Origin of the sequence: Acinetobacter sp. BD54 (genome assembly GCF_044778325.1) — a bacterium.
In the GTDB taxonomy this organism is placed as follows: domain Bacteria; phylum Pseudomonadota; class Gammaproteobacteria; order Pseudomonadales; family Moraxellaceae; genus Acinetobacter; species Acinetobacter baumannii.
This window is the reverse complement of sequence record NZ_JANJEP010000007.1, coordinates 42836-62033: the sequence shown is the minus strand read 5'-3', so window position 1 is coordinate 62033 and position 19198 is coordinate 42836. Positions and strand designations below refer to the sequence as shown.

At 39.8% G+C, this 19198-nt stretch carries 16 protein-coding genes; 8 read left to right on the top strand and 8 right to left on the bottom strand.

Features of this window, described 5'->3' with window-relative positions; all coding sequences use genetic code 11:
- Positions 1-332: 332 nt before the first annotated feature.
- The 3 genes from NQ782_RS12655 to NQ782_RS12645 all read left to right on the top strand — a co-directional run bounded on the left by NQ782_RS12655 (position 333) and on the right by NQ782_RS12645 (position 2944).
- The gene (locus NQ782_RS12655; protein ID WP_000042090.1) at positions 333-1796 is read left to right on the top strand and encodes an amino acid permease; all 1464 of its coding nucleotides are present in this window, start codon (positions 333-335) and stop codon (positions 1794-1796) included.
- Between the two features lie 303 nt (positions 1797-2099).
- The gene (locus NQ782_RS12650) at positions 2100-2426 is read left to right on the top strand and encodes a hypothetical protein (RefSeq protein WP_086231128.1); all 327 of its coding nucleotides are present in this window, start codon (positions 2100-2102) and stop codon (positions 2424-2426) included.
- Positions 2427-2605: 179 nt separating this feature from the next.
- A complete protein-coding gene (locus NQ782_RS12645) occupies positions 2606-2944 on the top strand; it encodes a hypothetical protein (RefSeq protein ID WP_086231122.1) in 339 nt (112 codons plus the stop codon).
- 174 nt (positions 2945-3118) lie between these two features.
- Here the strand turns inward: NQ782_RS12645 and NQ782_RS12640 are convergent, their stop codons facing one another.
- The gene (locus NQ782_RS12640; protein WP_000446081.1) at positions 3119-4579 is read right to left on the bottom strand and encodes a coniferyl aldehyde dehydrogenase; all 1461 of its coding nucleotides are present in this window, start codon (positions 4577-4579) and stop codon (positions 3119-3121) included.
- A 129-nt stretch (positions 4580-4708) separates the two neighbouring features.
- On the opposite strand from NQ782_RS12640, the gene NQ782_RS12635 reads away from it, so the two are divergent.
- On the top strand, positions 4709-5779 hold the full coding sequence (locus NQ782_RS12635; RefSeq protein ID WP_057094648.1) for an AraC family transcriptional regulator: 1071 nt from the start codon (positions 4709-4711) through the stop codon (positions 5777-5779).
- A 15-nt stretch (positions 5780-5794) separates the two neighbouring features.
- Here the strand turns inward: NQ782_RS12635 and NQ782_RS12630 are convergent, their stop codons facing one another.
- From NQ782_RS12630 to NQ782_RS12620, 3 genes are all read right to left on the bottom strand, one after another.
- The gene (locus NQ782_RS12630) at positions 5795-6691 is read right to left on the bottom strand and encodes a DMT family transporter (protein ID WP_057094650.1); all 897 of its coding nucleotides are present in this window, start codon (positions 6689-6691) and stop codon (positions 5795-5797) included.
- 125 nt (positions 6692-6816) lie between these two features.
- The gene (garD, locus tag NQ782_RS12625; RefSeq protein WP_057094652.1) at positions 6817-8364 is read right to left on the bottom strand and encodes a galactarate dehydratase; all 1548 of its coding nucleotides are present in this window, start codon (positions 8362-8364) and stop codon (positions 6817-6819) included.
- Positions 8365-8434: 70 nt separating this feature from the next.
- Positions 8435-9793, bottom strand: coding sequence for an MFS transporter (locus NQ782_RS12620; protein WP_000369459.1), 1359 nt, complete (start codon positions 9791-9793; stop codon positions 8435-8437).
- A gap of 285 nt (positions 9794-10078) precedes the next feature.
- On the opposite strand from NQ782_RS12620, the gene gudD reads away from it, so the two are divergent.
- From gudD to NQ782_RS12600, 4 genes are all read left to right on the top strand, one after another.
- Positions 10079-11410, top strand: a complete 1332-nt coding sequence (gene gudD / locus NQ782_RS12615; RefSeq protein ID WP_057094654.1) for a glucarate dehydratase — start codon at positions 10079-10081, stop codon at positions 11408-11410.
- Between the two features lie 162 nt (positions 11411-11572).
- A complete protein-coding gene (kdgD, locus tag NQ782_RS12610) occupies positions 11573-12484 on the top strand; it encodes a 5-dehydro-4-deoxyglucarate dehydratase (protein ID WP_000339250.1) in 912 nt (303 codons plus the stop codon).
- A gap of 30 nt (positions 12485-12514) precedes the next feature.
- A complete protein-coding gene (locus NQ782_RS12605) occupies positions 12515-14101 on the top strand; it encodes an aldehyde dehydrogenase (NADP(+)) (RefSeq protein ID WP_057094656.1) in 1587 nt (528 codons plus the stop codon).
- 242 nt (positions 14102-14343) lie between these two features.
- Positions 14344-15057: a FadR/GntR family transcriptional regulator gene (locus NQ782_RS12600; RefSeq protein ID WP_000092890.1), complete on the top strand. Its 714-nt coding sequence runs from the start codon at positions 14344-14346 to the stop codon at positions 15055-15057.
- Positions 15058-15121: 64 nt separating this feature from the next.
- On the opposite strand, the gene NQ782_RS12595 is transcribed toward NQ782_RS12600, so the two are convergent.
- From NQ782_RS12595 to NQ782_RS12580, 4 genes are read right to left on the bottom strand one after another with little or no spacing between them, the layout of a single operon-like run.
- Positions 15122-16873 carry a tannase/feruloyl esterase family alpha/beta hydrolase gene (locus NQ782_RS12595; protein ID WP_057093005.1) on the bottom strand — a complete coding sequence of 584 codons (1752 nt, stop codon included), beginning with the start codon at positions 16871-16873 and terminating at the stop codon, positions 15122-15124.
- 33 nt (positions 16874-16906) lie between these two features.
- A complete protein-coding gene (locus tag NQ782_RS12590) occupies positions 16907-17296 on the bottom strand; it encodes a PaaI family thioesterase (protein ID WP_031966569.1) in 390 nt (129 codons plus the stop codon).
- Between the two features lie 40 nt (positions 17297-17336).
- Positions 17337-17873: a DUF3237 domain-containing protein gene (locus NQ782_RS12585; RefSeq protein WP_000758290.1), complete on the bottom strand. Its 537-nt coding sequence runs from the start codon at positions 17871-17873 to the stop codon at positions 17337-17339.
- Between the two features lie 57 nt (positions 17874-17930).
- A complete protein-coding gene (locus NQ782_RS12580; protein WP_057093003.1) occupies positions 17931-19181 on the bottom strand; it encodes an OprD family porin in 1251 nt (416 codons plus the stop codon).
- Between the last annotated feature and the right edge of the window lie 17 nt (positions 19182-19198).

Here is a 19198-nt window from a genome sequence, read left to right as displayed (position 1 = left end):
ATGGATAAATACGATCTTGCTCGCTGAGCTGGGATTAATTAGCCTGTTTTTATTATATAAAATATAATTCAATAAAATGTGTAATTAATTTATATATTTTAAGAATTTTTTCAAAATTATATTTTTAAAAGCAGGCTAATATAATAATGAAGGAAAGGAATGATGAATAATTTTTATTGTTATAGGTGATAGCTTTTAAAAAAGGAATTTATAAGGTTTTAAATGATTTAATAATATTTTTAACATGATTTAATGGACTAAATTAATAATCATATAATTTATTTATTATTAAAGCATTTACGACGGTTGCTATAAATTGGAGTAAATATTACATGAGTAAGAATAACGGAAAGCAATTCCTGGAAGGAGATCTTCTTGGTAGTCAACATATGACTGAGCAAGAAGAAGAGAAATTGCAGCGCTCATTGACAAATCGTCATATTCAAATGATCGCAATCGGTGGTGCAATTGGTACTGGATTATTTATGGGTTCCGGGAAAACATTAAGTGTTTCGGGTACTTCAATTGTTTTAACCTATTTAATTATTGGTTTCTTCTTTTTCTTCGTGATGCGGGCAATGGGTGAATTGTTGCTTGCGAATACCAATTTTAAAACATTCGCCGATTTTGCAACGGCTTATCTCGGTCCGTGGGCGGGGTTCTTCCTTGGTTGGTCCTACTGGTGTAACTGGATTATTACTGCGATTGCCGATGTAATCGTGATCGGAGGGTACATGCAGTTTTGGTATCCAGATTTACCCGTCTGGATTCCGGCATTTACTTCATTGGCGATCTTAACCATACTCAACTTTGTGGCCGTTCGGCTTTTTGGTGAACTTGAGTTTTGGTTCTCCCTCATCAAAATTACTGCAATTATTCTGTTTATTCTGGCGGGAATTTATTTAATTGGGACTGGATTTACTTCACCAAATGGTGTTAAGGCCTCAATGAGTCATTTGTTTGAAACAGAATCAATGTTTCCTTATGGTGTAACAGGTTTCTTGGCTGGTTTCCAAATTGCCATATTTGCGTTTGTAGGTATTGAACTTGTTGGTACAACTGCCGCTGAGACCAAAGACCCGCATAAATCACTTCCAAAAGCGATTAACTCTATTCCTTTACGCATTTTATTGTTCTACGTGGGCGCGTTGGTTTGTATTATTGCAGTCACATCTTGGGCAAAAGTTTCACCAGAAAAGAGCCCATTTGTAGAAATGTTTACCTTGGTTGGATTACCAATTGCGGCGGGTTTAATCAACTTTGTTGTTGCGACTTCGGCTTTATCTTCTGCAAATAGTGGAATCTTTGCAACCAGTCGTATGCTATATGGTTTGGCTTTAGACAACGATGCACCTAAAAGCTTTAGTAAGCTGTCAAAAAGAAAAGTTCCAATTCGCGGACTCGTATTTTCAATGGCATGCGTAACGGTTGGTACTTCTATTTTATTTATTGTGCCTAATGTCATGACCGCCTTTACGATTATTTCAGCGCTCACTTCAATTTTATGTATTTTTACATTTATGCTGATTGTGCTTTCATATATTTATTATCGTAAGAAAAGCCCTGAGCTACATATCCAGTCAAAATATAAAATGCCAGGTGGTTTATTTATGGCATGGATGACCATGTTGTTTTTAGTGTTTACTATCGTAATTTTGGCTTTAGACCATGATACTTTAATTGCACTTGAGTGTTCACCAATCTGGTTTATAGGTTTATTTATTGCTTATAAATATAAAAAGAAAAAGATGTTGCAGCTTGATATCTTAAAAGCTCAAAAGGTTGATTATATTTAAGTCGAGTATAGTTGTTTTTATATTAAAGCTAGGTGGGTGCCTAGCTTTTTTATTTTTAAAATAAGGAGCTAATTGAAAGAAGTTCAACTTAAAAAGATAAGAGGTATACAAATAAAATTTGAAATGAGATATGGTAAAAATTGTATAATATATAGTTATATATAGATCAGTTGTTTAATTACTAATTCGTTAAAAAATGAGAAAATAATGTTTGAGATAACCCCATACGTTGGAGCCGGTTTAATTAAGTTTGGCATAAGAAGAGAAGAAGTAAGAAAACTAATGTCTGAGTATGAGCCTAGAGTGTCTTGGGAAACCTCTTATTCAGAACCTACTATTGATCGTTATGATAAAGCTGGTGTGAATGTACACTATGATAGTACTGATAAAGTTATAGCATTGGAGTTTTATGAGCCTGCTCAAATTCTTTTTAAAGGTATAGAAATATTTAATCTTTCTGCATCAGAAGCTTATAAACTAATGGCTTCATTAGATAAAGATATTGCTATTGATGGGGATGGTCTAACTTCATTTAAATTTGGGATAGGCTTTTATGAGCCGAATTATGAAGAAGAACCATTTTTACCAGTTGAAGCAATTATAATATTTATAGAAGGATATTATGATTAAATCTATAAGGAAAAAATAATTATAAATAATATTAATAAGTTAAATAAATAATTTTTTTTAATCTTAGGTGTAGTAATTTTGGGTTAAATATTTTGGAAAAAATTATAGTGATAATGATGAATTGTGGAATATCATTTGTGAGAGTTAGTTTGTTTTTTTAATTTTTATGGTACGTAATAATGAAATTGAATGTGAAAAAAATACTGATAATAATAGCTTTATTAGCACCACTTATGTTGGTAACAAACTATATAGCAAATAGGCTTTCTAAAAAGAATGAAATCTATATTGATCAAGTCTTGAAGCAAGATGTGGAACTACATAATAAATATGGTGATATAACAGAATATAATTTACGTAAGGCTGGGAAATCTTTTGCAGGCGGTGGTGATGAGCAAAGCTACTATTACTATACGTATTCTGTTAAAGGAAATGTTACTAGTGGATTGATTAAATTGAAACTGTTTGAAAATGATCAAAAAAAGATTGATGGGTATACAATAGAATTTATTAAATAATTTTTAAAAATTAATATTTTAGGTCTGTTTTTTTAATTATAAAACAGATAGCTATGCAGTGATTCGCCATTTTTTAGTTAAATTTTATAGCTTAGATTTTTTATTATTCTTTTAAAATCTAGTGATCAATTAAAATCGGATAAAAAGCCTCATTACGAGGCTTTTTTATCATCCTTATTTAATATTCGGATCGCCTTTTTTCAAGAAAAAGCGAATCGCTAATTTTTGAAGGAATGTTCCATAAGGAGGGTGGAAAAGCTGAGTCGGAAAAAACCGATGACGAATAAATACAGTTTTTGCATGTGAAAGTTCGCGGAAACCTTCCTCACCATGATATGACCCCATACCTGAGTTGCCGATACCACCGAAAGGAGCGTCATGGTTAACTACATGCCAACCCCAGTCGTTGATGGTCACACCACCCGAATGAGTCTCACGCAAAATACGATCACGTTCTACTGAACTATGCGTAAAGCAATAAAGTGCTAAAGGTCGTTCGTCCGATTTCACATAGGTGATTGCATCATCTAAAGAATCATAAGCTACCACAGGTAAAATAGGGCCAAAGAGTTCTTCTTTCATAATGCGCATGTCTGGTGTGCAATTCAGCACAATCTGTACAGGCATCCTGCGACCTTGTTGGTCAAAACTATAAGTATCGCAAGGAATAATACGGGCACCTTTTTCTTGTGCATCGGTCAAAATATCTTGAATACGTTTTAAATGGCGGTCGTTCACAATAGATGTATAATTCTCATTATTTTCAATGCTTTGACCAAACATTTTTATAAAGCTGGATTTTGCTGCATCCACAAATTCATCAATACTTTCTTTTGGTACCAACGCGTAGTCAGGCGCTACACAGATTTGACCACTATTAGTTGCTTTACCATGTGTAATACGTTTTGCCGCATCGGCAAGTGGGTAGTTGCGGCTTACAATTGCTGGTGATTTACCACCTAACTCAAGTGTAACAGGTGTTAGATTTTCAGCAGCTGCTCGCATGACGACCTTGCCAATAGTCGGGGAGCCGGTAAAGACAATATGGTTAAATGGCAAAGTGGTGAATCTAGCTGGATCTGTAATTTCTTCGCCAAATACGGCCACTTCATCTTCATTAAAAACTTCGGCAAGCATGCGTCGAAGCATGGCATTAGTATTCGGTGTAATTTCAGGCAGCTTAATCATGACTCGATTGCCCGCAGCCAAAGCGGCAATGAGGGGACCAAGTGCTAAATAAACGGGGAAGTTCCAAGGCACAATCACACCAACCACACCTTTAGGTTGGTATTGCACACTTAAACGGTTTGATAAAAATAAAAGCTCGGTACGGCGTTTACTTGGGCGCATCCAGCGGCGTAAATGATGAATCGCATGATCAGCTTCCAACACAGAACCAAGCAAATCTAGTAGTTTAGATTCATCGAGTGATCTTGAACTAAAGTCAGCATTAATCGCGGCAGCCAAAGCATCTTGATAACGGATAATTTGTTTTTTAAGTTGATGCAGTTTTGTGCGGCGTGCTTCAAGACTTGGGTAAGGATCTGCCTCAAAATTGGCACGTTGTTTGGAAAAAATAAGTTCCATATGTTCAGTGGCAGAGCCGCTATATTCTTTTAAAGTGGAGCTTTCCATTATTGTTCCTTCCATACTTTTGCTTATCATACTTTATGCTTGAAGCGTCGTGTGGTCGATGTTAAATTGAGACAACAAGAGGTAGTTTAGTGCCATTATGCACGTCACTCTAGGGATGGTGTGAGTTAAATGCCTAAAAATCTTTATAAAAATGCAAATAATGTTAGCGAAGGAAATTATGATAATACACCCTTAGGTGCCAATACATATTTGCTGGGTTTAACCAGTTTATTTGATGAAGTGGGATCGCAAGGCCATTCAATATCCGATGTTTTATCTGGCACAAATATTTCGCCAGATGCTATGAATCAACCCTCTTTATATATTTCTCAAGTCCAAAAAATTCAGCTATTTCAAAATATTCAAAAACTATCTCACGATCCTTTAATTGGACTACGCGCAGGACAAAAGCAGCGGTTGTCAGATTTTGGGGTGTATGGCTACGCACTATATTCTTCGCGTAATTTTAGACAAGCGGTAGAGCTTGGTATTCGACACATTAAGCTTGCAGGGCCTATTTTAAAGAAGTCATTTTATATTCGAGATGATGTTGCCGTTTTTGAAGGGCAGGACATTATTGCACTTGGTAAGCTTTTACCTTTAGTGTGCGAGTTTTGGTTTAGCTCTATGCAAACTTTAATTGAACGAGTGCTTGAAGGACCATTTCAAGCGAAGAAGCTTTTATTACCATACCCAGCGCCTGACTATGCAGAAGAATATGAAAAAGTTTTTCATTGTCCCGTTCAGTTTAATGCTGGGGTGATGCAATGGCACTTTGATTTAAAGTGGCTCGATGTACCTTGCCCAAATGCCAACCCGATTACCGCTGATATGTGTAAATCGTTTTGTGAGCGGATGCTAGGTGCTGCTGAACTTGAGGAACCTGAGTTGGTGAAAATGATTCGTTTAATACTATTGGATGGAACGGGGCTTTTTCCGTCGGCTCAAGAAATGGCTGAACGTTTACATATCTCAAAACGTACTTTACACCGGCGCTTGGCAGGTTTTGGTTTAACCTATCAAGAACTGTTAGATGAGACTCGGCGCCGTCTTGCTGATGAATATTTGCGAGAGACAACTTTAACCATAGATGAAATTGCTGAGAGAATTGGCTTTTCAGATACTTCTAACTTTCGAAAAGCCTACCGTCACTGGACAGGCATTTCACCAAATGAGTATCGAATACAGTACCTAAATTAGATTAAGGTTTGTTTGTTATTTTAATCGAGAAAGTAACTTTTTCTGCAAAAATGGATTACAGAGCAAGATGGCAAATAAAATAATAAATATGCCGATAATGCTAAAAAGATCCGGTAATTCATGCCAAAAAACAAATCCCCAAATTCCTGCAAAAATAATAGCAATGTAATTCATTGGGCCAATTTGTCCTGCTGGCGCTAAGCTGTAGGCATAAGACATAAACAGTTGACTAATATTAGCTAAAAGTCCTGCGGCAATGAGTAGTGCTAGTTCATGCCAAGTGAAAATACGCCAATGCCAGAACATTGGAATAGAGGAAATTAAACTACCAAAAACACAGAAGTAAAAAACGATACGTTCAGGTGGCTCTGTACTGGTTAAAGCTCTTATGGTGACAAAGGCCATTGCTGATAAAAAGCATGCACCCAAGCCAATAAAAGATAATGCGTTAAATAGACCTTGATCGGGTTTAGCGACAAATAAAACTCCAATGAGCCCAATCACAGCGGCAAAAATCATCGATTTGGTAATTTTTTCTTTTAAGAAAAGCCATGCAATGAGTGGAATAAAGATAGGAGATGAATAACTAAAAACCATGGCGTTCGATAGTTTTAAGTTCGCAATGGCATAGAAAAAACCATACATAGCGGCTAGCCCGACAATGCTTCGCCAAGTATGCATCCAGAGTTTATCGGTTTTAATAAAATCTAGCCCCTGTTTAAAGAGCATCGGAATAAAAATAAATAAACCTACTGCATTTCTAAAAAACACGACGGTCGCATTGTCCACCGTTTGTGAAGCAAAACGAATGCACACTCCCATAATGGAAAACAATAATGCCGACGTCATAAGACAAAGCAGTGCTTTTCCAAGTTGTGTAGAGGGGAGGTTTGAAGCAGTTTGATTTTGCATAGAGAAATACAGTTCTTAATTTTCGATGTTATTTTAGCAGCGCTGTTAAGTTTTAGTGAAATGTGTCGTAATTAATAGGGGAAATAAGAAAGATGAGGTGATATAACCTCATCTTCTAAACCTTATTAGGTCACTGGTGCAGGGTTAAATACAGCGAGTGAGTTATGAATACCCCAACGGTCCGACCACGTTTGTTTCTCACCGCTAGCCACGAGTAAAATCAGCTCAAAAAGTTCCCAGCCCACTTCTTCAATAGTTTTCTTCCCAATCGCAATATCGCCAGCACTGATATCAATCAGGTCATACCAACGGTTTGCAATAGAGTTTCGGCTTGCCATTTTAATGACAGGTACGGCTGCCAACCCATAGGGTGTACCGCGGCCTGTGGTAAAGACTTGAACGGTAATACCCGATGCCATTTGCTGCGTACCACAGATAAAGTCACTCGAAGGGGTGGCCGCAAAAATTAAACCCTTTTTAGTCGGTCTTTGGCCCGGTGCGAGAACTTCTACAATCGGTGAACGGCCCGATTTTGCAATTGATCCCATCGCTTTTTCTACAATGTTATTCAGTCCACCTTTTTTATTGCCGGGTGTGGTATTGGCACTTCGGTCTACTTGGCCTGCTGCTAAGTAATCGTCATACCATTTCATTTCCCGAATTAGATCTTTGGCAACTTGTTCATTTGCTGCACGTGGAGTAAGTAGGTGAATACCATCGCGGACTTCCGTAACTTCAGAGAACATGACTGTACCGCCACATTGCACAATCAGGTCAGCTGCGAAACCAACTGCAGGGTTAGAGGTAACTCCGGAAAATGCATCACTCCCACCACATTGCATGCCTACAACTAATTCAGAGGCTGGAACTTCTTCTCGAGTACGTTGATTAAGCTTTTCAAGGTGTTGTTCTGCCACGGTTAAAATATGATTCACCATACTTTCAAAACCGTTGTGGCGTTCATCTTGCAACTGAATAATATCTTCGTTTGCTAGGGGAATATATTTGTTTTCTTTAGGAATATTTAAAAGCCGTTCGGGTTGCATTTTTTCGCAGCCCAGACTCACCACCATAATTTCTCCACCAAAATTAGGGTTGAGTGCAAGGTTATGTATGGTACGAATAGGAACAATTGCAGCGGGTGCATCGATTGCCACACCACAACCATATAAATGGTTTAATCCAACTACACCATCTACATTTGGATATTTTGGAAGTAAATCACGTTCAATAATTTTAACGACATAATCGACAATACCCTCTACACAGTTAACACTGGTCGTAATACCTAAAATATTTTTTGTGCCGACGCTGCCATCCTTATTTTTATAACCTTTAAATGTATATCCGCTCAAGACTGGAAGCTTAGGATCGGGGCGAGTTGCTAATTCAAGATCATCTAGCTCAGGTGCCTCTGGCATTTGGGTAACGGCTTCATTCACCCAAGAACCTGCGGTTAAATCTTTATTGGCATAGCCAATGATTTCGCCATAACGAACAATTGCTTCACCTTGCTTTAACGGCTCCAATAAAACCTTATGTCCTTGTGGTACTTCATCAACCAAGGTGAGTTGGTATTCTTCAATATATGTAGAGGATGGTAAGCCACCGTCATTGACCACAATGGCTACATTATCGAGAGGACTGATTCTTATTAGGAGAGGCTTCAGCATGATCATTCCTTGTATACATTTGAAGAGAGGTCATAACGCTTAATGTGTTTAAGCGTTATGGTGTAAAGGTTTAAGAAGTAGGTTTTAACTCGAAGCGCTGAATTTTGCCGACAATAACGGTATAGCAAATGACAGCTGCGATGGCATGTACACCGACATAAGTTAATGCAAGGTTGAAAGAGCCTGTACTTGCCAAGATATAGCCGATCACAATTGGGGTCACGATTCCTGCCGTATTACCAAATGCATTCATCATTCCACCTGATAAACCAACCATTTCTTTGGGTGCAACATCAGACATCACTGCCCAGCCTAAAGAGCCGATTCCTTTACCGAAGAATGATAAGGACATAAAGAATACGATTGCTGCTTGAGAATCTACGTAATTACATAAGATAATTGAGGTTGAAACCAAGAAGCCGACTACGATAGGGAGCTTTCTCGAAAAGCTTAAGCTGTAATTCATTCGAATTAACTTATCTGAAATTAAGCCACCTAAAATTCCGCCTACAAAGCCACAGAGTGCTGGTGCAACCGCCGCAAAACCCGCTTCTAAAATGCTGAGATGTCTTTCTTTGACAAGGTAAACAGGGAACCAAGTCAAGAAAAAATAGGTCAGTGTATTTACACAATATTGGCCAATAAAAATACCGAGCATCATACGTGAAGCAAGAAGTTGTTTAACTTTACCCCAAGTAATTTTCTCTTTTTTAGCGTTTTGGCTGTTTTCGCCCATATCGAGTAAAGCACCTTCTGAAGCAATGTATTTTACTTCTTCAGGATTTACTGTTGGATGATTGGTCGGGCTATAAATGACCTTGAGCCAGATAAAGGAAAGAATGATTCCTAAACCACCCATGACCCAGAAAATAGACTGCCAGTGGACGGTTGCAACAAGCCAGCCCATGAGGGGAGCGAAAAGTACGGTCGAGAAATAAGAGGATGAGTTAAAAATGGCAGCGGCAGTTCCACGTTCTTTTGTTGGAAACCATGCAGCAGCAATTTTACTGTTACCCGGAAAAGCAGGTGACTCAGACAGACCGACTAAAAATCTGAGTATAAAGAGCGAAGTAATGATGGTGGCAGTATCACCTAAAATGTCGGTAAAACCGATTAAAACAGTGAACAAAGACCATAAAAACAGGCTCCAGAAATATACACGGCGAGCACCAAACTTATCGAGTAGCCAGCCGCCTGGAATTTGACCAATCACATAGGCCCATGCAAAGGCCGAGAAAATATATCCCATAGTGACTGAGTCAATTCCCAGTTCATGAGACATTGGCGTTGCTGCCATTGAGAGAGTTGCACGATCACCGTAATTAAAAGCCGTGACCAAAAAAATCATCGCAAGAATGTAATAGCGAGTTTTTGTATGCTTGGCTCTTTGCTGAGTCACTACAGCAATATTTGTTTGCAGATTATCCATATACAAACTCTTTTTAATAATCGACCTATTTGCATATCCGTGAAATAGGTGACGTCATGTCAAATTCATCGATAGAATAGATGAGAAAACGGAATGTTGTATCTACTCTATAGTCCTAATTCTAAAACCGCGCCTTTAGATGTATGACATCATATGATTAAAAATATTATTTTGGCAAGTAGGCTCGAAAAATAATTTTTGTGCGAGTTTATATTGACAAGTTGTCTGATGTCTTATAAGTTTTGGTGATGAAAAAATAGTATCAGTATGCCAAGGAGTATTTTAATGGCGACCTCTACACCTATTGTTAAATCCATTCGAGCAATCCCTGTTGCTGGGCATGATAGTATGCTGCTCAATTTGAGTGGTGCCCATGGACCTTATTTCACTCGTAATATACTCATCATTGAAGATAACTCTGGAAATATTGGTGTAGGTGAAATTCCGGGCGGAGAGAAAATTTTAGCGACATTAAATGATGCTAAAGCCTTGGTAGAAGGGCAGCCAATTGGTGAATATAAAAACTTGCTCAAAAAAATTCAGCAAACTTTTGCTGATCGTGACAGCAGTGGTCGAGGCAATCAAACCTTTGATTTACGTACCACAATTCATGTTGTAACGGCCTATGAATCGGCATTACTTGATTTGCTTGGTAAGCATTTAAATGTAAATGTTGCAAGTTTACTTGGTGAAGGCCAGCAACGTAGTGAAGTTGAAGTATTAGGATATTTATTCTTTATCGGCGACCGAAAACAGACTTCATTAGACTACGCAACATCTACTCAGCAGCATGAATGGTATAAAGTCCGTCATGAAAAAGCGTTAACACCTGAGGCTGTGCAGCGTTTAGCAGAAGCATCTTATGACCGTTATGGGTTTAAAGACTTTAAATTAAAAGGTGGTGTATTACAGGGCGAACAAGAAGCCGAAGCTGTTACAGCTATCGCGCGCCGTTTCCCGGATGCACGTGTAACGCTTGATCCAAATGGTGCGTGGTTTTTAGATGAAGCAATTGCTTTAGGTAAACATTTAAAAGGTGTGCTGGCCTATGCGGAAGACCCGTGTGGTGCAGAGCAAGGTTATTCAAGCCGTGAAATTATGGCTGAGTTTAAGCGAGCGACGGGGTTACCGACCGCCACGAATATGGTTGCGACCGACTGGCGGGAAATGTCGCATAGTATTCAATTGCAAGCTGTTGATATTCCATTAGCTGACCCGCATTTCTGGACATTGGAAGGTTCGGTGCGTGTTTCTCAGTTATGTAAAATGTATAACTTAACGTGGGGATCGCATTCTAATAATCACTTTGATATTTCCCTTGCCATGTTTACCCATGTTGCGGCGGCTGCCGTGGGTAATGTGACTGCAATTGATACGCACTGGATTTGGCAAGAAGGTACAGATCAACTGACTAAAGCACCGCTTGAAATTAAAAACGGTAAAATTCAGGTACCAACAGCACCGGGACTTGGTGTCGAACTTGATTGGGACCGAATTAATCAAGCCCATGAACTTTATAAATTAAAAGGTTTAGGAGCTCGTAATGATGCGGATGCGATGCAATTTCTAATTCCTAATTGGACTTTTAATAATAAAAAGCCATGTTTGGTTCGTTAATCTGACTCGATTTGTATTTAAATATTGAATTGATAGCTGTCCTTTGGGGCAGCTTTTTTATTGCTATAAAAAAATTAATTTTAAAAAGAAAAAAGATATTGAAAGAAATTAGATTGATGATGTAAGATGTCTGACAACATAAACACGTATGGAAACTTGCAAATGGATGCACTTGAGTTAAAAAACATTATTTCTGATGGTTTACTGTCTTTCCCCGTAACAGATTTCGATCAAAACGGAGATTTTAATAAGTCTTCTTATGCAAAACGTCTTGAGTGGTTAGCTCCATACGGTGCAAGTGCTTTATTTGCTGCAGGTGGTACAGGTGAGTTTTTCTCATTAACTGGCAATGAATATTCTGAAGTAATTAAAACTGCGGTAGATACATGCAAAGGCAGTGTACCGATTATTGCTGGGGCAGGTGGTCCGACACGTCAGGCGATTGAACAGGCAAAAGAAGCAGAGCGCTTAGGTGCACACGGTATTTTGTTAATGCCGCATTACTTAACTGAAGCAAGCCAAGAGGGTTTAATTGAACACGTTAAGCAAGTATGTAATTCAGTAGACTTTGGCGTAATTTTTTATAACCGTAGCGTATCAAGATTAAATCTCGATTCGATCCAAAAGTTAACTGAGATGTGCCCGAACTTAATCGGTTTTAAAGACAGCTCTGGCCAAATTGATATGATGACGGCAGTGACTCAAACTATTGGAGACCGTTTGTCATATTTAGGTGGCTTGCCGACAGCAGAAGTTTTTGCAGCGCCATATAAAGCCTTAGGTTGCCCAGTTTACTCGTCAGCTGTATTTAACTTTATTCCAAAGACTGCTATGGAGTTTTATAACGCGCTTCGCAGTGATGACTTTGAAACAACCAATCGTTTGATTAAAGATTTCTTCTTGCCACTGATTAAAATTCGCGACCGTAAATCAGGTTATGCGGTAAGCATGATTAAAGCAGGTGCCAAAATTGTTGGGCATGATGCAGGTCCTGTGCGTCCACCATTAAGTGATTTAACTCAAGCAGACTATGAAGATTTGGCTGCTCTCATTGCGACACTTGGTCCGCAATAATTCTAACTGTTTAGGTATTGGAGCTTTAAAATGAGTAAAAATAACGGTCGGCAGTTTATTAATGGTCAACGCGTTGCTGTAAATGCGCCAGCTTTAGAAAGTATAGGTGCAAAAGACTATCAGCCAACAGGTTATGTATTTAGTCAGGCGACCCTTGAAGAAGTAGATCAGGCTGCTCAAGCTGCGCATAACGCTTTTTTAGTTTATAGCCAAACTTCTCAAGAGCAACGTGCCTCTTTTCTTGAGGAAATTGCTCGCCAAATTGAAGCATTAGGTGCGAACCTGCAAGAAGTCGCTTCACTTGAAACAGGCTTACCACTTGCTCGTCTTCAAGGAGAGACAGGCCGTGTTACTGGTCAGCTTCGACTATTTGCTGAACTTTTACGCCGTGGCGATTTTTATGGTGCTCGTATTGATGTGGCATTGCCAGAACGTAAGCCTTTGCCGCGTGTCGATTTGCGTCAATATAAAGTTGGGGTAGGACCAGTTGCCGTATTTGGCGCGAGTAATTTCCCACTTGCATTTTCAACTGCAGGCGGTGATACCGTAGCTGCTTTAGCAGCAGGGTGTCCGGTTGTCTTTAAAGCACACTCTGGCCATATGGCGACTGCTGAGCTTGTTGCAGAAGCCATTGAAAAAGCAATTGAAGTTTGCGGTATGCCTAAAGGCACATTCAATATGATTTTTGGCGGCCGTATTGGTGCAAACTTGGTGGAACATCCCCTCATTCAAGCAGCTGGTTTTACAGGTTCACTTGAAGGAGGAATGGCGCTTTATAACCTTGCGCAGAGCCGCCTTCAGCCGATTCCATTTTTTGCTGAAATGTCGAGTGTGAACCCTGTGGTGGTTTTACCTGAAGCACTTCATTCACGTGGTGAACAGATTGCACAAGATACGGTTGCTTCTTTTAATATGGGGTGTGGCCAGTTCTGTACAAAACCCGGTCTAATTTTAGGTGTAAAAGGCCCCGAGTTTGACCGCTTTATTACAGCTTTAGCTGAAAACACGCAGAAAGCTGTGCCTCAGGTTATGTTGAATGAAGGTACTTTAAAAAGCTATCGAACTGGTATTGATGCATTAATAAATGAAGCTGGTTTTGAGGTCATTGCATCGGGTCAGGAACCTGAGTTGGTTTCTCAAGCAAAAGCACATCTGTTTAAAGCGGACCAATCTGTTTTATTATCAGGCAACCCAAAACTACAACATGAAGTTTTCGGACCGATGTCGATTGTGATTGCGGTCGAAGATGAAGCGACTTTGTTAAAAGGGATCGAGGCTTTAGGTGGACAGCTTACAGCAACCATTATTGGTGATGAAAACGAATTGTCTAAGGCAGGCGAGCTTCTTGATTTGTTAACCCGTAAAGCTGGCCGTGTATTGTTTAACGGTTTCCCGACAGGGGTAGAGGTATCGGATGCTATGGTACATGGTGGTCCTTTCCCTGCAACCAGTGATGCCCGTGGCACTTCGGTAGGTACGGGAGCAATTGAGCGCTTCTTACGCCCGGTATGCTTCCAAAATACGCCACAAGTATTATTACCCGATGCATTAAAAGACAGTAATCCTCTACAGATTACTCGTCTGGTCAATGGGCAGTTAAGTCAGGCCCAAATTTAAAAATGGTGCAGCTCAATCAAGAGTATTGAGCTGCATATTTTTTAACTTATTCAAAGAATTATTAAATATTTAAATAAGCACAAATTGCTTACTTTTTAAATATGAGTAGTGGTTTAATAAGTGAAAGAAAATATTTTATTTTTAATAACTTAGGGGTCTAAAAACCGAATATGACTATCGGCTAAGTTTATAGTAAAATGAATTTTATAATTTTTTTCAACATTTCATGAGTTCTTCAGATTATGTCTAGCGCAATTAAACCTAGATCAACAAAAAAACTAAGCCAGATTATTGTAGAACAACTGATCGAAAAAATTCAGTCTGGAGAATTTAAAGTTGGAGAAAAGATCCCGACCGAACTTGAATTAATTGAAACTTTTGAAGTAAGCCGTTCTGTCATTCGCGAAGCAATTACTGAGTTGCGTTCATTAGGATTTGTCGAGACTCGTCACGGGATTGGTACTTTTGTCAAAGAGCAGACCGTTGAGCAAAACTTTCTGTTGTCTAATGCCAGTTTAGAAACCATTAATGACATTATTTCCTTGCTTGAGCTTAGGATTAGCCTTGAGTCTGAAGCTGTCTTTTTAGCATCTGAGCGCCGTAAGCAAATCCATATTGATAAAATGAAAGCTGCGCTTGAAGACTTTGAACGACATATTTCTTCAGATGCAAATGATGGTACGGTAAAAGCTGACTATGATTTCCATATTGCCATTGCTGAAGCTTCTGAAAACCAATATTTCGTTGATTTTTTAAAGTATCTTGGCGAAAAAATTATTCCACGTGCACGTGTTAAATCTATTGAGCAAAGTCCTGAAAATCGCGAAGAATATTTAAAAGCGGTTCACCATGATCATGTCAATATTTATAACGCAATTGTCGATCAGGATGGTTTGTTGGCTAGACAAATGATGCGAGCTCATTTGTCTAAAAGTATTAAAAAGTTTAAGCAGTAAAGCTTGAGCTAAAATTAAGATAAAAAAGAGAGCCTGTTTAGCTCTCTTTTAATTTTATAAGGCGCTATTTACAGCTAAAGTTTTCGGCTTTTTCGCTATCACCTTGACCATTGTAACGGGCAATCAGCGGATAAGGGCAAAGTGGACGGGTGCGGTCTGGTGCCCAGTCTTGTGGAAGTTCAGTATTCACTTGACCACTCGGGTTACCTGCACCGCGTGCAGTTGCAATGATTTTGTCAGGTGCTTGCCCGTATTCCACCCAATTAACTAAAGCAGTCAATGCGTCAAATTGGTCAGTCGCAATGCCATCACGGGTATGGTTCATACCCGGAACTCTAAAGAAACGCGCAAATTCAGGTGCTGTGCCTTTTGCATCACTTTTATAGTGTTGTAGCAGTTGATCGTACCAATTTTGGGTGTCATCTACAGAGAAAACGCCATCTGCTGTGCCTTGTACCACAATCATTTTTCCACCGTGATTACGGAGTTTATCCAGATTGAGTTCATCGGGTGGCATCATGAAAGACATCGAACTTTCAGCATAAACATCATTGGTTGCCGAGAGTTTTGGATAGTCGGTATCGAAGTTAAAATTAAAGGCAAATTGTCTAGAATTTTGAGTCACAGTTGGGTCTGGCGGAACCTGAAAAAGAATGCCGACAGCAACTGGGTCACGCGCTGTTCCCACCGAAGATTCGAATTTCCAGCTTGCCCAGTTACTGCCGACTAAACCTGGGTCGAAAGGTTGGGTTGCATAGAGTGCTTGTCCAGCCGAATTTACAGGACCACGGTAAATGTTGGCTAATACATCAATTTGTTCGGTGCTTAAACAAGTACCATCTCTTGTGCTTGAGCAAACGGGTACATGCTTATGAATATCAAAAGCCGTACGGCAAGCCTCGACATCTTGAACCAAGCCATCTGCAATACCGTCTAAGGCATCGCATCGATCTAAAATCGCTTTTGCTAAAACTTTACGCTCCGTAAGAGTAAGAGCGGTACTTAGGTCATTTTCATCTGTTGCTACACGACGAAGCTGCTGCGCTGTGTAGAGCTGAGCCGCGGCTGCACGAGGTAAATGAAAACCCGGTGTACTTGCTAAAATTCCATCATATTGGTCACCCAAACGAGTTGCAGCAATCATGGCATGACGCCCACCGTTCGATGTGCCGCCGGCATAGGAGCGGTCTGGCAATTTACCATATGCGGTTTTAATTAGGTTTTTTGCCATAGGCGTGAGTTTGGTAATCGCACCGTAGCCATAGTCAATTCTGGCTTGAGGGTCTAAACCAAACATTGGATTTTGTGAAGCGTTATGTCCGGCATCGGAGGAAATAACAGCAAAACCATCATGCAGGGCATTGGTCAGCGGACCACCGCTACCAACCTGACCTGTTGCAGGAACTAAATTACCATCGGTTCCGCCATTACCTTGATAGAGGAAACGGCCGTTCCAGTCTATTGGTAAGCGCATTTCAAAACCAATTTGATAAGTTTGTCCATCGACAGGGCTTACCCGTTGATCCATATAACCTTTGACCAAACAATGTGCGCCAATCGGTTTGTTGGCGACAGTCAATGTACCTGCTTCTTGAAGGGTAGCTGAGCTAATAACGGTATTGTTGTACTGAAATTCGAGTAAGTCTGAACAGCTTCCTGTCATTTTTACGCCAACAGCAGGAGACAACTGCGGTGGTTTGGTTGTTGACGGAACCGTTGTGTCATCATTATCACTTCCACAGCCTGCCAAAGAACCAAGTATGGCAAGCACCAAAGCGGAGCGGGTCAAAATTCGTTTATTGTTGGTGTAATTCATTTATTCATATCCTTATTGAATGAATGTTTGCAATTAATCTAAAACCAAAAAATTAGCTGTGCTTCGTGCAATCATTTTGTTGTTTTGCCAAGCTTCACTTTCGAGATTCAGTACGGTTTTGCCTTGTTTAATGAATCGGCATTTTGTAATGACTTCGCCCACAGCACAGGGCCTTAAAAAATCCATCGTTAAGTTGATGGTGGTGGCGGGTTTATGGTCATTGGCGAGATATGCAAAAAGTCCCATCACATCGTCAAGCATGGCGCAGATCATGCCGCCTTCAACGGTGCCGCGTGGATTGGTAAAGCTTTCTAGCGCCGTGTAGTGGATGTTAAGTTCAGTGTTTTGGTCATTCCAATGGATATTATGTCCACCCAAATGGTGATGGATGGGCGGTAAGTGTTCTAAAGTTTTTTGATCCATAATGAAGGCTCCATCCTTTTTGTAGGTGTTATAAAAATTATTATTTCAGGGTATAGGCATCATAAATAACTGCTTTACCCAAGCGCATTGCACTGCCTACCGCAACGGTCTGATTGAGCCATGAATATTTTGGTGAGCTGGTTTCAAACTGCATGGTAATTTTGAAATAGTAGTTTTTCGGGTCGACATCTTTGCCTTGGGCAAGCTGTTTTAGCGTTTCTGCCGAGCCATGGCGGTAACCTTTGGTTTGAAGATAAATGAGTGCACCGTCATCGGTTTCTAACAAATATCGTGTATCAATAATGGCCAGCCCTTTACTGTCGACAATTTGCCAATCTGCGCCATTATTTAAAATGCGGCCCTTAAGGGATTTACCTTCGAATGTCCCACCTGTAATGGGAATAATTCGGCGTTTACCTGCATCACTGGTGGTACCTAACTCCCAAACAGGAGCATTTAAATCAACACTAAATTTTGCTAAAGGCTCAAGCTGAATAGGTGGTGGGTTATATTGAGTTTCGGCATGAGTTAGGCCAATGAGACAAATTCCGCAGAGTAGTGTTACAACTTTCTTCATGATGAATTATCCCGAGATAAAAAGAGGTTCTATGTGTGACAGAACCTCTGGTTTTAATTATTTAAATTTCCATGTGTAGTCGATGTTGATACGGGTTTCGTTTACAGGTTTGATATTGGCTGTAGAGAGCATGTTGTTGTCATAAATGGCGTAGCGCGCGCGTAGCCCTAGATTTTTTAACCAGCCACTTTGAACGGTGTAGCCTAAATCAAAGTCTGTTTCGCGTTCTTTTAAATTGGTCCCACCTAAGTTAGGTGCATAAATATTGTGACCTGTGGTGTAACGAGTCATAAAACGTAAACCCGGTACATAATCTTTAAAGTCATATTCATAACGGAAGCTATAGGCTTTTTCTTTTGGGTTTAAAAACTCGCCCGGCCATGTATCAATGAGTAGACCCGTTTCACCTCCCGTTAAATACGGAAACGCGGTGTCGCCATGATGTTGGAAAGTCCCAAAAATAAATTTATGGTTTTGATGTTTGAGTTCGAAATGCGCATGATAGAGGTCATTATCGACTAAGCCTGCTTTTGCTTGTCCATCATCTCGGCTGCGGTAGTAACGTAATTGAGAGCTAAAATTAGTAGTGTCATTAATTTTGTATTGGTGTAATGCACCGACCATGGTTTGGTTATAAAGATCATCAACATCCATATAAAAAGCGGTGAGTTTGAGTGCAGGATTAAACTGATAGTTTCCACCTAAATAATAGAGTCCATCAGTTTCGGCACTTTTAAATCGTCCATTTACGCCTGAAATTTTAATTTTTTCATAGTTGGTCGAATCCCGATGATTCACTTTATCGAGATAGGCTGCCTGTAAATCAAAGTCTTTAATATCTTTACTGGTTAGTGAAATTCCTCGATAAGTTTGAGGAAGCAAACGAGCAGGTGACGCCACTAAAACAGGGTTCATTGGCATGAGCGTACCAATACGTAACTCAGTCTGGCTCATTTTGGCTTTTGCTGTGACCCCAATTTCGCCATAAGAGTCAGTAGGTTCATTGGTACGCGTGTCTCTAGGTAAGTTTCCTGTACCGCCATGCTCTGCATCAGCATCGAGTTTAAAGCCTGCCGTTGCAAGCACATCCAGCCCGAAACCGACAGTCCCTTCGGTATAACCTGAATTGGCTTTAAGAATAAACCCTTGTGTCCAGTCCTTGGCAGCAGGGTAAGCAGATTGCTCTTGGTAGTCGCGGTCAAAATAGAAATTTCGTGTGGTGAGTTCTACTGAACTGTTATCAATAAAACTGCCAGCCCACACTGAACTTGAGAGCATGAGTGTAGAGTACATCCATAATTTCGACATAGCATTTCTTCCTGAAA

Excerpts from the sequence above, each read along its gene's own strand:
- NQ782_RS12640 (WP_000446081.1), bottom strand. The coding sequence starts at position 4,579 with ATGGAAAGCTCCACTTTAAAAGAATATAGCGGCTCTGCCACTGAACAT.
- NQ782_RS12585 (WP_000758290.1), bottom strand. The coding sequence starts at position 17,873 with ATGAAGAAAGTTGTAACACTACTCTGCGGAATTTGTCTCATTGGCCTA.
- NQ782_RS12600 (WP_000092890.1), top strand. The coding sequence starts at position 14,344 with ATGTCTAGCGCAATTAAACCTAGATCAACAAAAAAACTAAGCCAGATT.
- NQ782_RS12605 (WP_057094656.1), top strand. The coding sequence starts at position 12,515 with ATGAGTAAAAATAACGGTCGGCAGTTTATTAATGGTCAACGCGTTGCT.
- NQ782_RS12595 (WP_057093005.1), bottom strand. The coding sequence starts at position 16,873 with ATGAATTACACCAACAATAAACGAATTTTGACCCGCTCCGCTTTGGTG.
- kdgD (WP_000339250.1), top strand. The coding sequence starts at position 11,573 with ATGGATGCACTTGAGTTAAAAAACATTATTTCTGATGGTTTACTGTCT.
- NQ782_RS12630 (WP_057094650.1), bottom strand. The coding sequence starts at position 6,691 with ATGCAAAATCAAACTGCTTCAAACCTCCCCTCTACACAACTTGGAAAA.
- garD (WP_057094652.1), bottom strand. The coding sequence starts at position 8,364 with ATGCTGAAGCCTCTCCTAATAAGAATCAGTCCTCTCGATAATGTAGCC.
- gudD (WP_057094654.1), top strand. The coding sequence starts at position 10,079 with ATGGCGACCTCTACACCTATTGTTAAATCCATTCGAGCAATCCCTGTT.
- NQ782_RS12580 (WP_057093003.1), bottom strand. The coding sequence starts at position 19,181 with ATGTCGAAATTATGGATGTACTCTACACTCATGCTCTCAAGTTCAGTG.
- NQ782_RS12645 (WP_086231122.1), top strand. The coding sequence starts at position 2,606 with ATGAAATTGAATGTGAAAAAAATACTGATAATAATAGCTTTATTAGCA.
- NQ782_RS12655 (WP_000042090.1), top strand. The coding sequence starts at position 333 with ATGAGTAAGAATAACGGAAAGCAATTCCTGGAAGGAGATCTTCTTGGT.
- NQ782_RS12635 (WP_057094648.1), top strand. The coding sequence starts at position 4,709 with ATGCCTAAAAATCTTTATAAAAATGCAAATAATGTTAGCGAAGGAAAT.
- NQ782_RS12620 (WP_000369459.1), bottom strand. The coding sequence starts at position 9,793 with ATGGATAATCTGCAAACAAATATTGCTGTAGTGACTCAGCAAAGAGCC.
- NQ782_RS12590 (WP_031966569.1), bottom strand. The coding sequence starts at position 17,296 with ATGGATCAAAAAACTTTAGAACACTTACCGCCCATCCATCACCATTTG.